General features: G+C 73.1%; 9 protein-coding genes. 2 read left to right on the top strand and 7 right to left on the bottom strand.

Annotation, left to right across the window (positions count from 1 at the left end):
- Positions 1-4: 4 nt before the first annotated feature.
- From ABTX62_RS25545 to ABTX62_RS25530, 4 genes are all read right to left on the bottom strand, one after another.
- The gene (locus tag ABTX62_RS25545) at positions 5-1,291 is read right to left on the bottom strand and encodes an aspartate aminotransferase family protein (protein ID WP_352118389.1); all 1,287 of its coding nucleotides are present in this window, start codon (positions 1,289-1,291) and stop codon (positions 5-7) included.
- The gene (locus ABTX62_RS25540) at positions 1,288-2,130 is read right to left on the bottom strand and encodes a nitrilase-related carbon-nitrogen hydrolase (protein WP_283971127.1); all 843 of its coding nucleotides are present in this window, start codon (positions 2,128-2,130) and stop codon (positions 1,288-1,290) included. The genes ABTX62_RS25545 and ABTX62_RS25540 overlap by 4 nt, the downstream gene beginning before the upstream one ends.
- Before the next feature lie 170 nt (positions 2,131-2,300).
- Positions 2,301-4,148: a hypothetical protein gene (locus ABTX62_RS25535; protein WP_352118388.1), complete on the bottom strand. Its 1,848-nt coding sequence runs from the start codon at positions 4,146-4,148 to the stop codon at positions 2,301-2,303.
- 98 nt (positions 4,149-4,246) lie between these two features.
- On the bottom strand, positions 4,247-4,498 hold the full coding sequence (locus ABTX62_RS25530; protein ID WP_352118387.1) for a helix-turn-helix domain-containing protein: 252 nt from the start codon (positions 4,496-4,498) through the stop codon (positions 4,247-4,249).
- A 32-nt stretch (positions 4,499-4,530) separates the two neighbouring features.
- Between ABTX62_RS25530 and map the strand changes: the two genes are divergently transcribed.
- Positions 4,531-5,298, top strand: a complete 768-nt coding sequence (gene map / locus ABTX62_RS25525; protein ID WP_352118386.1) for a type I methionyl aminopeptidase — start codon at positions 4,531-4,533, stop codon at positions 5,296-5,298.
- A gap of 186 nt (positions 5,299-5,484) precedes the next feature.
- Positions 5,485-8,019: an ATP-dependent Clp protease ATP-binding subunit gene (locus ABTX62_RS25520; protein ID WP_352118385.1), complete on the top strand. Its 2,535-nt coding sequence runs from the start codon at positions 5,485-5,487 to the stop codon at positions 8,017-8,019.
- Positions 8,020-8,305: 286 nt separating this feature from the next.
- On the opposite strand, the gene ggt is transcribed toward ABTX62_RS25520, so the two are convergent.
- The 3 genes from ggt to ABTX62_RS25505 form a co-directional block, all read right to left on the bottom strand.
- A complete protein-coding gene (ggt, locus tag ABTX62_RS25515) occupies positions 8,306-10,111 on the bottom strand; it encodes a gamma-glutamyltransferase (protein WP_352118384.1) in 1,806 nt (601 codons plus the stop codon).
- Positions 10,112-10,588: 477 nt separating this feature from the next.
- Entirely contained in the window at positions 10,589-12,532 is a 1,944-nt protein-coding gene (locus tag ABTX62_RS25510) for a DUF2264 domain-containing protein (protein ID WP_352118383.1), read from the bottom strand.
- Positions 12,533-12,554: 22 nt separating this feature from the next.
- Positions 12,555-13,622 (bottom strand): LacI family DNA-binding transcriptional regulator, encoded by a 1,068-nt coding sequence (locus ABTX62_RS25505; RefSeq protein WP_502998012.1) that lies wholly within the window; start codon positions 13,620-13,622, stop codon positions 12,555-12,557.
- Positions 13,623-13,650 lie beyond the last annotated feature (28 nt).

Raw genomic sequence — 13,650 nt, 5'->3', positions numbered from 1 at the left:
ACTGCTACCGGATGCTCCTCAGAGCGTTCTCGAGGATCGCGGCGCCTTCCTCGGCCTCCGCGACGGTGAGGGACAGCGGCGGGGCGACGCGCAGCGCACTGGTGTTGTGCCCGCCGCCCTTGCCGATCAGCAGGCCGCCCTCGCGGGCCGCCTCCAGGACGGCCGCGGCGGTCTGCGGATCGGCGTCGTCGGTCCCGGGCTTGGTGATCTCGACGCCGATCATCAGCCCCCGGCCGCGTACCTCCCGCACGGCCGGCACCTGGGCGGCGACGGACCGCAGCCGCTCGATGAGCAGGCCGCCGACGCGCCGGGCGTTGCCCTGGAGGTCGTGCTCCAGCAGGTAGGTGAGGTTGGCGAGGCCCGCCGCCATGGTGATCTGGGTGCCGCCGAAGGTGGAGATGCTGTGGGAGTCCAGGCAGTTCATGATCTCGGAGCGGGCGACGACCCCGCCGATGGACATGCCGTTGCCGATGCCCTTGGCGAAGGTCATGATGTCCGGCGGTCCGTTGCGGCCGTGGGCCTGCCAGCCCCAGAAGTGGTCACCGGTGCGGCCCCAGCCGGTCTGCACCTCGTCGGCGATCCACAGGATGCCGCGTTCGCGCAGCACCTCGCGGAACGCCGCGTACAGCCCGTCCGGTGGTGCGGTGAAGCCGCCGACTCCCTGGACGGGTTCGGCGATCAGCGCGGCCGGGGGGCGGGTGTGGCCGAGCAGGTCCTTGAGGTCGTCGACACAGGCCGCGATGAAGTCGTCGTCGCCCAGGGAGGCGAACGGGCCGCGTGTGCGCACGCCGCCGTGGACGTACAGCGTCTGGAGCGGGGAGAGCGAGGTCGGGGACCAGCCGCTGTTGCCGGTGATGCCCACGGAACTGAAGGAGCGGCCGTGGTAGCTGTTGCGCATGGCCAGGATGGTGTTGCTGCGCCGGTACGCCGTGGCCAGCAGCAGCGCGGTGTCGTTGGCCTCGGTACCCGAGGTGGTGAAGAAGACGCGGGCGTCCGGGATGCCGCTCAACCGGGCGATGCGCTCGGCGAGTTCGACCATCGGGCGGTTGAGGTAGAGGGTCGAGGAGTGGATGATCCGCCCGGCCTGCTCGCTCACCGCCTTGGTCACCTCGGGCAGCGCGTGCGCCGTCATGGTGGTGAGGATGCCGCCGAAGAAGTCGAGGTAGCGGTTGCCCTGCGCGTCCCAGACATGGCGGCCCTCGCCGTGGGTGATCTCGAGGGGCTCCTCGTAGTAGAGGGCGAGCCAGTCGGGGAGCACGGCCCGGTGGCGGCCCAGGAGGTCGTTGATCACGGCTTCACCAGCCCTTCGTAGGCATCGGGGCGGCGGTCGCGGTAGAAGGCCCACGTCTGCCGCACTTCTTCGATGAGGTCGATGTCCAGTTCCCGGATCACGAGTTCCTCCTGGCTGTCGCTGGCGACGTCCCCCACGAACTGGCCGCGCGGGTCGACGAAGTAGCTCGTGCCGTAGAAGTCGTTGTCGCCGTACTCCTCCTGCCCGACGCGGTTGATGGCGGCGATGTAGTACCCGTTGGCGACGGCTGCCGCGGGCTGCTCCAGCCGCCACAGGTGGGACGACAGACTCCGGTGGGTGGCCGAGGGGTTGTAGACCAGCTGGGCTCCGGCCAGGCCGAGCTGCCGCCAGCCCTCCGGGAAGTGGCGGTCGTAGCAGATGTACACGCCGACCTTGCCGACGGCCGTGTCGAAGACGGGCCAGCCGAGGTTGCCGGGCTTGAAGTAGAACTTCTCGCGGAAGCCCTTGAGCTGCGGGATGTGGTGCTTGCGGTATTTGCCGAGGTAGGTGCCGTCGGCGTCGATCACGGCCGCGGTGTTGTAGTAGAAGCCGGGCTGCTCCGCCTCGAACACCGGCGCGACGATGACCATGCCGGTCTCACGCGCGAGTGCCCGCATGCGCCGCACGGTCGGCCCGTCGGGGACGGGTTCGGCCCAGCGGTAGTGCTCCGGTTCCTCGACCTGACAGAAGTAGGGGCTGTTGAAGACTTCCTGGAAGCCGATGATCTTCGCGCCCCGGCGGGCCGCCTCGCGGGCGTGCTCCTCGTGTTTCGCCACCATGGACTCGGTGTCGCCGGTCCAGGTGGCCTGGACCAGGGCGGCACGTACGACGTTGGCCATGAGCTGCTCCTTCGACGCGACGTCTGCGCCTCTACGCCCGTAGAAGCCGGGCGTAGAGCCACGAACGTAAGCCTCTGGCACGGGGTTGCCAAGACCATCGTCGCCAACCCGCGGGGCATTGCGCGATTCGCACTCCGGTGGGTGAGTCGCCCGGAGCGCGATGTCGCCGGTCAGGCGGGTAATCCGGCGACGCGCAGGGCGTGTACGACATCCCGGTGGCGCTCCTGAGAGACCCCCTGGGCGGCTTCCAGCAGGAGCGGCACGAGGCGCCGCGGACCGGGCTCGGCGCTGCGGGCGGCCTCCTCGGGGGTACGGGCCCGCACGAACGCGTCGAGCAGCACCCTCACCTCGCGGTGGCGCTCCTCGTCGACCAGGTCGAGGACGGCCTGCCCGAGCTCGCCCGGCGGCCGGGCGCCCCCCTGCCGGAGCATCTGCCGCCCGTCCCCCGGCCGCCCCGCCGCGACCAGCGCGTCGGCGACGGCGACCAGCCGTCCGGCGGGCAGCGAGGCGGCCTCCCACAGCAGGGTCTGCCAGTCGGCGCCCAGCCCGGCGGTGTGCAGCCCCTGCGCGAGCAGCGGGAACCGGCCGGGCTCCCACGAGGCGACCTCGGCGAGCAGCGCGTGGGCCTCCCCACTGCGCCCCTCGCTCCGCAGCCGGGCCAGCGCGTCGACGGTCCTCTCCACCTCGGCCAGGCCGGCGGCCCCGGCCGGGGCGGCCTCCCGCGCCGGGTGCTCGACCCCCGCCTCCTCGGCGGCCCCGGCGAAGCGCGCACCCCGCGGTGTGCGGCCGGTGGCCGCGGGGGCGGGTGCGGGCAAGGCCGGCCCGACAGCGGGCGGCACCGTGACGGGTGCGGTGCCCTCGTCCGCCATGCCGGCGAAACGGGCGCTGCCACGACGGCGTTTGCGCTGCCTGGACGTGGGGGCCGCGGGGGCTGGGCCGGTGAACATGTCGGGGACGGCCGCAGCGGTGAACGCGTCGGGCGAGCCGCCCGCGACGGTTTCCGCACGGGCACTGCGAGGCTCCGCGCCCCGCGGAGCCCACCCCCCGGCCCCGGTCCGGCCCGGGCCCGCGAATTCCTCGGGCATGACCCCCTCCACGGCCTCCCCGGAACCGCTCCGGGCCCCCGGACGCCGCAGGGCACGCCATCCGTCGACCCCGGCCCCGCCCGGGCCCGCGAACGGGTCGGGCGTGCCCCCTTCTCCGGCCTCCCCGGAGCCGCTTCGGGAATCCGGACGCCCCGGGACGTGCCGCCCGCCGGCCCCGGCCCCACCCGGGCCCGTAAACCCCTCGGAGATGACCCCCTCCACGGCCTCCACGGAGCCACTCCGGGCCCCCGGACGCCCCAGGGCGTGCCGCCCGGCATCCGGGGTGACGGCGTCGTACCGGCCGGGTGTGGTGGTCGGCGTCGAGGCCGGAGTCGTGCGGTGCCGCTGCGTCAGGGCGGGTGATCCCGCCCCGGCGCCGTGCGGCGCGTCGGCGTCGTTCCGTCTTCCCGACGGCACCCCCTGCTCGGGCCGGTCCGCCTGAGCGATCCGCGCGCGGAGTTCGGCGCAGCGCGCGGCGGCCCGTTCGTGGTCGTCCTGGGCCCAGGCGAGGTCCACGCGGAGGGCGTCCGCCTGTGAGCGGGTCGTGGCCGAGGTCAGCTGGCGGGCCAGGGCGGCCCGGCGTTCCGCGGCATACTTCTGTTCGCGGAGCATGACGTCGAGACGGTCACCGAGGGCGTGGCGACCCCCGGGCCGGGTGTCGTACGCGGCGAGCGCCGCGGCGTGCAGGGACCGGGCGCGGTCCTGCTCCGGGCCGGCGTTTCCGGGGCCGTACCGCCCGGCGAGATCCTGGAGCAGGGACTCGACCACGTCCCACGGCGGCATCTCCCGCCCGTCGAGACAGGCCCGCATGCCCTCCGGGTCGCGGTGCCAGAAGACCGCGCACCAGCCTCCGGACGGATCGAGGCGTGCCAGCAGGCCGTTCAGGTAGGTCGCGAACTCCCCGACCTCAGCCGGGAGTCGATCCGCCGCCATCGCTCAACTCCCGTGAGACCGGAGCACTCCGCCCCGTAGGCAACACCAGTCGTGTTACGGACGTGCTACGGGGAGTTTTCACACGGGGCGCGGGAGTCTCAGACGGGCACCAGCACGCACTGGCCCGCCAGTTCGTCCATCGACAACCCGAGCACTCCGGCCAGCGCGGCCACCGTGAAGAAGGCCGGGGTCGGGGCCCGTCCGGTCTCGATCTTCCGGAGGGTCTCCGCGGAGATGCCCGCGCTCGCCGCGATCTCCGTCATGCTCCGGGAGCCACGCGCTTCACGCAGCAACCGGCCGAGCCGCTCGCCGCGTTCGCGCTCTTCTGGGGTGAGAGGGGTGCGCACCATGACCCCATTCTAATACCGGTATAGTAATTGGCATGGTGGAGCTCAAGACAGACACTTCGATCGACGCGATGTACGAGGCGGGCCAGGTCGTCGCCCGCGCCCTGACGGCCGCCCGGAAGGCCGCCGCCGTGGGCGTCTCCCTGCTGGAACTGGACGAGGTGGCGCACGACGTCCTGCGCGAGGCGGGCGCGACCTCGCCCTTCCTCGGTTACCGGCCGCCCTTCGCGCCGACCCCCTTCCCCGCCGTCCTGTGCGTCTCGGTCAACGACGCGATCGTGCACGGCGTCCCGACCCGCTACCGCCTGCGCGACGGCGACCTGGTCTCCATCGATTTCGGCGCCGAACTGGGCGGCTGGGTCGGCGACTCCGCGCTGAGTTTCGTCGTGGGCACCCCGCGTGTCGCGGACCTCCGCCTCATCCGCACCGTCGAGCAGGCCCTCGCGGCCGGCATCGAGGCCGCCGTCGTGGGCCATCGCATCGGCGACATCGCCCACGCGATCGGCACGGTGTGCCGGGACGCCGGCTACGGCATCCCGGACGGCTTCGGCGGCCATGGCATCGGCCGCCGTATGCACGAGGACCCCGGGGTGCCGAACGAGGGCCGCCCGGGTCGCGGCATGCGGCTGCGGCACGGCATGGTGCTGGCGATCGAGCCCATGGTCATCGCGGGCGGCACGGACGACTACCACGCGGCCTCCGACGGCTGGACCCTGAAGACGAACGACGGTTCCCGCGCCGCTCACGCGGAGCACACGGTGGCGATCACGGATTCGGGGCCGAGGGTCCTGACGGCGCGCTGAAGCCCGTCACACCTCCCTTTCCTCCTGGTATGCCCTGAAGGTGCCCCTCGCCCACGATCGTGCGAAGGTGTTCTACGAGCGCGCCCCAGGTGTAACCGGCTGCCACCCGGGTTACCCGACCCCGGCACGTCGACCAGCGAGGGCGTCCCCCGCCCGCGCGCCGGGGACGCCGGGAACGGAAGGCCCATGAGCAGCGGCTTCACCAGCCCGGAGGGCTACGGCTCGGACCCCTTCGGAGAATTCCTCGCACGCTTCTTCGGCGGACCGCGTCCAGGTCCCCGGCAGATCGATCTCGGGCGGCTGCTCAGTCAGCCGGCCCGGGAGCTCGTCCGCGGCGCCGCCCAGTACGCCGCCGAGCACGGCAGCCGGGACCTCGACACCCAGCACCTGCTGCGGGCGGCGCTCGCCACCGAGCCCACCCGCACCCTGCTCAGCAAGGCCGGCGCCAACCCCGACTCGCTGGCGTCGCAGATCGACGACCGGTCGGGACCCGCCCAGCACACGCCGGACGACGCCCCGCCGCCCACCGCGCTCTCCCTCACCCCGGCCGCGAAGCGGGCCCTGCTCGACGCGCACGACATGGCCCGGGCACGCGGCTACGGCTACATCGGCCCGGAGCACGTGCTGAGCGCCCTGGCGTCGAACCCCGACTCGGCCGCCGGGCACATCCTCAACGCCGCCCGCTTCGCCCCCTCCGAACCGCCCGAGGCACCGGAGGTTGCCCCATCCGAGCGCCCGCGTCCGACGAACACGCCGACCCTCGACAAGTACGGCCGCGACCTCACCGAGCTGGCCCGGCAGGGCCGGATCGACCCGGTGATCGGCCGGGACCAGGAGATCGAGCAGACCGTCGAGGTCCTCTCGCGCCGCGGCAAGAACAACCCGGTGCTGATCGGTGACGCGGGGGTCGGCAAGACGGCCATCGTGGAGGGGCTGGCGCAGCGCATCTCCGAGGCGGACGTGCCCGATGTGCTGCTCGGGCGCCGGGTGGTCGCCCTGGACCTCACGGGCGTGGTCGCGGGCACCCGCTACCGGGGTGACTTCGAGGAGCGGATGAACAACATCGTGGGCGAGATCCGCGCCCACTCCGACCAGTTGATCATCTTCATCGACGAGTTGCACACGGTCGTGGGCGCCGGCTCCGGTGGCGGCGACGGCAGCTCGATGGACGCCGGCAACATCCTCAAGCCGGCTCTCGCCCGGGGCGAGCTGCACATCGTGGGCGCCACCACACTGGTGGAGTACCGCCGCATCGAGAAGGACGCGGCGCTGGCCCGCCGCTTCCAGCCGATCATGGTGCCGGAGCCGACCCCTGCGGACGCGATCGAGATCCTGCGCGGCCTCCAGGACCGCTACGAGGCCCACCACCAGGTCCGCTACACCGACGAGGCCCTGGTCGCGGCCGTGGAGCTGTCGGACCGCTACCTCACCGACCGCCGCCTGCCCGACAAGGCGATCGACCTGATCGACCAGGCCGGTGCCCGGGTGCGGTTGCGGGCCCGGACCAAGGGCACGGACGTACGGGCCCTGGAGCGGGAGCTGGAGCAACTGACCCGGGACAAGGACCAGGCCGTCGCGGACGAGCAGTACGAGCAGGCCACCCAACTGCGCGACCGGATCATGGAGCTGAAGCAGCGGATCACCGACGCCGGTGGCGACAGCGAGGTCGACGAGGGTCAGGACCTCGTGGTCGGTGCCGAGGCGATCGCGGAGGTGGTGTCCCGGCAGACCGGCATCCCGGTCAGCAGCCTCACCCAGGAGGAGAAGGAACGCCTGTTGGGTCTGGAGGAACATCTGCACCAGCGGGTCGTCGGCCAGGACGAGGCCGTGCGGGTCGTCTCGGACGCGGTGCTGCGCTCCCGCGCCGGGCTCGCGGCTCCCGACCGCCCGATCGGCAGCTTCCTGTTCCTCGGCCCGACGGGCGTCGGCAAGACCGAACTGGCCCGGGCGCTCGCCGAGGCGCTGTTCGGCAGCGAGGACCGCATGGTCCGGCTCGACATGAGCGAGTACCAGGAGCGCCACACCGTCAGCCGGCTGGTCGGCGCCCCGCCCGGCTACGTCGGCCACGAGGAGGCGGGCCAGCTGACGGAGGTCGTGCGCCGCCACCCGTATTCGCTGCTCCTGCTGGACGAGGTGGAGAAGGCCCACCCCGACGTCTTCAACGTCCTGCTCCAGGTCCTCGACGACGGTCGGTTGACCGACTCCCAGGGCCGCACGGTGGACTTCAGCAACACGGTCATCGTGATGACGAGCAACCTCGGCTCCGAGGCGATCACCCGCCGGGGCGCCACGACGGGCTTCGCCGCGGGCGGCGCCGACGCGGACGAGGAGGCCCGCCGCGAGCAGATCCTGCGCCCGCTGCGTGAGCACTTCCGCCCCGAGTTCCTCAACCGCATCGACGAGATCGTCGTCTTCCGCCAGCTCACCACGGAGCAGCTGCGCCGGATCACCAACCTCCTGCTGGACCGCACCCGTTCCCTGGTGCGGGGCAAGGGCATCACGGTGACCTTCACCGACCGGGCCGTGGAGTGGCTGGCCGACCGCGGCTACCAGCCGGAGTACGGCGCCCGTCCGCTGCGCCGCACCATCCAGCGCGAGGTGGACAACGAACTGTCACGCCTGTTGCTGGACGGCAGGGTCGATGAGGGCGGCAGGGTGACAGTGGACGTCAAGGACGGGCACTTGGCCTTCGAGACGCAGGGGTCGGCAGCGCCCTCTTAGGGGTCCTTTCACTATGAGCGTCCGATCAGGGCACGTGGTCTGGTGCCGTGCATCGCAAGGCGCCGGGAAGCCCTCGTAGCGGAGCTACCAGGGCGTTTCCGCAACGCGGCGAGGTGCGGTGCCAGGCGGCGCGACCCGGACGGGCATAGTGAAAGGACCCCTTAGGGGCGCGGGGCCGTCGAGGTGCGGGTGCGGTGCGCGTGCCGGTGCGTGGGCGCGACCAGCCCCGCGCACCGGCCCACCGGCACCCCGCACCCGCACCCGCACCCGCACCCGCACCCGCACCTCAACGCTCGGGCCACACCACCATCGCCGACCCTCCGCCCCGTCGCGCGGTCTCAGCGGCTGCCAGCCACTTCCCACCGGGCAGCCGCTGCACACCCGTGGCCGCGCCGATCTCCGGGTTCTCCTTGAAGGAGTGCCCGATGGCCTCCAACCGCTGCCTCAGGTCACTGTCGTACAGCCCGGGCTCCAGATCGGTCCGCGCGGCGTTGCGCTGGCTGGCCCGGGGCGCCGCGATCGCGTCGACCAGCGGCAGCCCCCGGTCGACGAAGCCGGTGAGCGTCTGCAGCACGGTCGTGATGATCGTCGCGCCGCCCGGCGACCCCAGCGCCACCACGGGCCTGTCCTGCCGGTCCAGCACGATCGTCGGCGCCATGGACGACCGCGGACGCTTGCCCGGCCCCGGCAGGTTCGGGTCGTGCACGGCCGGGTTCGCCGGGGTGAAGGAGAAGTCCGTCAGCTCGTTGTTGAGGATGAATCCCCGCCCGGGGACGGTGATCCCGCTGCCGCCGGTCTGCTCGATGGTGAGGGTGTAGGCGACGACGTTCCCCCATTTGTCGGCCACCGACAGATGCGTGGTGCTGTCACCCTCGTACGTCGTGGGAGCCGCCGTGCCGCCGGAGCCGCAGCGCCGCGGCTGACGCGGATCGCCGGGCGCCACGGGGCTGGTCAGCACCGCGTCGTCCTTGATGAGGCACTCGCGCGAGTCGGCGAACCGCTGCGACAGCAGTTCCCTCGTCGGCACGTCCTCGAAGGCGGGGTCGCCCACCCACCGCCCCCGGTCGGCGAAGGCGATCCGGCTGGCCTCGATGAAGCGGTGCAGATAGCGCGCCTTGCTCGCCTTGGACAGGTCGGTCCGTTCGAGGATGTTGAGCGCCTCCCCGACCGTGGTGCCGCCGGAGGAGGACGGTGCCATGGAGTAGACGCCGAGCCCGCGGTACGAGGTCCTGCTGGGTGCCTGGAGCCTGGTGCGGTAGGCGGCCAGATCCTTGGCGGTCAGGTCGCCGGGCCGGGCGTTCCAGCCCGAACCGGGGTCCACCGGCGGCTTGTTGACGGTGTTGACGACGTCCCGGCCGAGCCGGCCGTGGTAGAGCGTGTCGACTCCCTTGCGTCCCAGCTCCGCGTACGTGCGGGCGAGGTCGGGGTTCTTGAAGGTGGAGCCGACGACCGGGAGTCGCCCGCCCGGCAGGAACAGGTCGGCGGTGTCCGGGAAGTAGCGGAAGCGGGTTTCGTTGGACGCCGTCTGCGAGCGGAAGGTCTCGTCTACGGTGAAGCCCTCACGGGCGATCCGCTCGGCCGGCTTCAGCACAGTGGAGAGCCGCTTGCTGCCCCATTTGTCGAGCGCCGTCTGCCAGGTGGCGGGTGTGCCCGGGGTGCCGACGCTCAAGCCGCTGCTGACGGCCTCGGCGAAGGCGAGGGGCTTGCCGTTCTCGACGAAGAGGTTCTCGTCGGCGCTCAGCGGGGCGGTCTCGCGGCCGTCGACGGTGCGCACCGTGCGGGACCCGGCGTCGTAGTAGACGAAGTAGCCGCCTCCGCCGATGCCGGCGGAGTAGGGCTCGGTGACGCCGAGCGCGGCGGCCGTGGCGACGGCCGCGTCGACGGCGTTGCCGCCCTTCCTGAGGACCTCGATCCCGGCGGCGGAGGCGTCGGGGTCGACGCTCGAGACGGCACCGCCGTAACCGACGGCCAGCGGGGACTTCTCACCGCCGGTGTGCCGCGCGGTGGGTGGCGGCGCCGCCGCTCCCACCGACATCACCACGGCGGCCGAAACCGCCAGGACCGTCAGATTCCGTGCGACAGGGCGACGCATCCGCACCTCCAGTCAAAGGCCGTCCGCGCAGCTTAATTCATCGCCATGGCCGCGTCAGGAAGGCGTCGAACACCGGTGCGTCGGGCCCGCCGGCATGTGCGCCCACGACCGACGAGGTGCGCAACATCTGAAGCCGGCGGCCTGCCTCTGCGGCCTTCCTCTGCCACGTTTCTGCCGCACGGCGTAGCTTCTCCAGCCCTGCCCTGTTCAGCGGGCTCGGTGTCAGTCGTCGGTGACCTGGTGGAGCGTGGTCCGGACGTCGTGGATGAACTGCCCCTGGCCCCGGCATAGGAGTGAGCCCGCCATGACAGGCCTGCCACCACGTCAAACCCCTTGAGCAGCCGACCGCATTGCTCTCGGCTCGCGCTGGGGTGATGGACGAGACGGCGTGACGGTGTACGCGGTGATCGTGCCGCTGCCGCCCTGGCCGCTGGTGAGGAAGGCGGTGGCGCCGCGCCGCGCCACCGCCTGACCCGGTCACCGCGGCACCCGTCCCCGGGTGCCGTCCGGGAAGCGGATCTCCACCTCGCCGGTCGCGGCGACCCGAACGCGCGGTCCTGAACGCCGCGCATACGGGTCGCCGTTCGTCTCCGGACCGGCGCTCAGCACGACGAGGGTCACCAGGAGGTGGGTGCCGCCCGGGTGGACGGGCAGGGTGAGGCACGGGGTCGCCGAGTGGTGGCCGCAGGCGTTGGCGCCGACCGCGCGTACCACTGCCGTCCCGGCGTCCTGCCACCCATGCAGGGCGACGACCGTGCTGGTCAGCCCGTCCGCGCGCCGGGCCAGCGCCCAGCCGGGGCCGGTCGACGCGACCGGCGGCGCGCTGTCGTCGGCGACGGCCCAGCCCCCTTCGCGCACGGGTGTGCCGGGCGGCGCGTCGACGCGGTGCACCCGGACCTCCCAGACGCCGTGGGCCACGCTGACCGTCTCGATGCGGTGTCCTTCCTCGCTGCCCGGGAGCACCGCCCGGTGCCAGGAGGCGGCCCGCGTGCCCTCGACGCCGAGGGGGTGGATGCGACCGCGCGGGGTGGGCGTGCCGTCGGGGGCGAGCAGGGCGATGTGGTTGTCGAGGCCCGTGTCCGGTGCAGCCGGTGTTTCGGGCGCCGTCGCACTGGAGTAGGCGAACCGGGCGTAGTGCGGGCTGTCCTCGGCCGTCGCGGGTGGGGGTGGCAGCCGGTCGCTGCCGTGGTTGACGAGCCGGACGATCCCGTCGGCGGCGGTGGAGTGCAGCAGCCAGCCGGGGGCAGGTAACGCGAGGCGCACGTCGGCCGTCTCGACCGGGCCGGGTTCCTCGGGCGCGGTCCACACGGGGTGGTCGGCGGGCAGGAGCAGGCCGAGGAAGGCCTTGCTCGCCCAGTAGGGGGAGGCCGGTCCCGAGTACCGCTGGGTGACGGGGAGGAACGGCCCGTACCAGCCGAGTGTGAGCAGTCCCTGCGCGTCGGGCACGCCGCGCTCGGCGAAGTGCTTCAGCGCGCCGGAGGCAAGACGGCGGGTGCGGCCGGGCGGCAGCGGGGTGGCGTCGGCGAGGACCCCCGCCCACAGCGGGGCCGTCGTCGCGAACCGGTAGGTGAGCGAGCGGCCCTGGTGGACGGGGGCGCCGTCGGCGCCGAAGAAGTGCTGGTGGTCGTGGAGGAACGACCACAGGCGCGTGCGGTGTTCGGCCACCAGCCGTGGGTCGGCCCGCGGCCCCGCGATACGGGCCCACAGGACCGGGTAGAGGTGCAGCGCCCAGGCGTTGTAGTAGTCGAACTTGCGGCCGTCGCCGTCGGTGTACCAGCCCTCGCCCCGGTACCAGTCCTCCAGGCGGGCGAGGCCGGCGTCGATCTCGGTGCGGCTGTGCGGGGCGTCGACGGAGGCGAGGAACTCCTCGGTGATGACCTGGAACAGCCGCCAGTTGGAGTCGTTGACCACGGCTCCGACGAAGCCGCCGAGCCAGTCGGCGACCCGCTGCCGTACCCCGTCGTCGAGCCGGTCCCAGATCCAGGGGCGGGTTTCGTGCAGGGCGATCGCGAGGGACGCGGCCTCGACCATGGGCTGGGACCGGTCGGTGATGGGCGGCCACCGGTCGGGCCCGCGCGGGTCGGACCCGGCCGCGAGCCCGGCCGCGTACCGCTCGATCAGGCCGGACACACCCTGCCCGCCCGAACCGCCGATGCGGAACGCGGCCAGCAGGAAGGAGCGGGCGAAGCCCTCCAACCCGTCCGACCAGGGACCGGAGTGGCTGGGCGGGCCGGGCAGCCGGTACTGGGCCAGGCCCGGGGAGGCGTAGGGCGTCAGGGCGTCGAGGAGGCGGTCGGCGATGGCCTCCCAGTGGGCGCGGGTCCAGCCGGTGAGGGGCGAGGTCAGCGGGTCGGGGGGTGGCAGATGGGGCAGGTTGGGGAGGTGCGTCGGGTCGGGGAGCGACACGTGCGGCGCGCTCATGCGGGTGCGGTTCCTCCATTGGTCACAGGGCGCGCCCGGGCGGGGGCGCGCCGACGCTGTCGCGTACGACGATGTGGGTGCCGAGCAGATGGTGGGCACCGGCCGCGTGCTCGGGGTCGCGCAGCGCGATGCGCACGGCGGCGCGGCCGAGTTCCTCGGCGGGGGTGCGGACGGTGGTCAGGGGCGGGTTGAAGTCCTCGGCGAGCGGGATGTCGTTGTAGCCGACGACGGAGATGTCACCGGGCACGCGCAGTCCGGTGTCGGCGATGGCGCGCAGGGCGCCGGCGGCGACCATGTCGTCCCCGGCGAATACGGCGGTGAACTCCCGTGTTCCTTTGAGGAGTTCAGTCATCGCGCGATGGCCGGCGGCCCGGCCCAGGCCGCAGTCGACGACGTGTGCGGCTTCCGGCGGCAGCCCGTGCTCGGCGAGGGCGGCCCGGTAGCCGGCGACGCGGGCGTCGAGGGCGGTGTTGCCGGGCAGTCCGCCGAGGAAGACGATCCCGCGGTGGCCGGCCGACAGCAGATGGGAGGTGATGGCGCGGGCCCCGGCCTCGTTGTCGAACTCGACGACGAGTGCCGGGATGTCCGGGTCGGGCGCGGGCCGGCCGCAGAGCACGAGCCGGGCTCCGGAGGAGTCGAGGGCGTGGGCGTAGTGGGCGACGCGCCGGCGGTAGGCGTCGTCCTCGACGACCCCGCCGACCAGGATCACCAGCCGGGCGCCCTCCTCTCGCATGAGCTGCACGAACTCCATCTCGCGCTGGGCGTTTCCGCCGGTGGCGCCGACCACGCAGAGCCAGCCGCGGTCGGCGGCCTCCGCCTCCACGCCCTCGGCGACCTGGGCGTAGAAGGGGCTGGTGACCTGGCGGACCACGACGGCGGCCATCTTGCGGCCGCCGCCGACCAGGGCGCGGGCGTGCGCGTTGGCCACGTAGTCGAGGTCGCGGGCCGCGCGCAGGACCCGGGCGCGGGTCGCCGGCGGCACCGGGTGGTTGCCGCTGAGCGCACGGGAGGCGGTGGCCGTCGACACGCCCGCCCGCTCGGCGACCTCGCGGATCGTGACCCGTCCCTTGGACACCATGTCGTTCCCCATCCCCCGCGTCTCCCTCTTCGGCCCACCA

Source organism: Streptomyces sp. NPDC096046, assembly GCF_040303285.1.
GTDB lineage: Bacteria > Actinomycetota > Actinomycetes > Streptomycetales > Streptomycetaceae > Streptomyces.
This window is presented reverse-complemented; position numbering and strand designations above follow the sequence as displayed.

Coding starts and splice junctions, on each gene's coding strand:
- ABTX62_RS25540 (WP_283971127.1), bottom strand. CDS start 2,130: ATGGCCAACGTCGTACGTGCCGCCCTGGTCCAGGCCACCTGGACCGGC.
- ABTX62_RS25535 (WP_352118388.1), bottom strand. CDS start 4,148: ATGGCGGCGGATCGACTCCCGGCTGAGGTCGGGGAGTTCGCGACCTAC.
- ABTX62_RS25530 (WP_352118387.1), bottom strand. CDS start 4,498: ATGGTGCGCACCCCTCTCACCCCAGAAGAGCGCGAACGCGGCGAGCGG.
- map (WP_352118386.1), top strand. CDS start 4,531: ATGGTGGAGCTCAAGACAGACACTTCGATCGACGCGATGTACGAGGCG.
- ABTX62_RS25520 (WP_352118385.1), top strand. CDS start 5,485: ATGAGCAGCGGCTTCACCAGCCCGGAGGGCTACGGCTCGGACCCCTTC.
- ggt (WP_352118384.1), bottom strand. CDS start 10,111: ATGCGTCGCCCTGTCGCACGGAATCTGACGGTCCTGGCGGTTTCGGCC.
- ABTX62_RS25510 (WP_352118383.1), bottom strand. CDS start 12,532: ATGAGCGCGCCGCACGTGTCGCTCCCCGACCCGACGCACCTCCCCAAC.
- ABTX62_RS25505 (WP_502998012.1), bottom strand. CDS start 13,622: ATGGGGAACGACATGGTGTCCAAGGGACGGGTCACGATCCGCGAGGTC.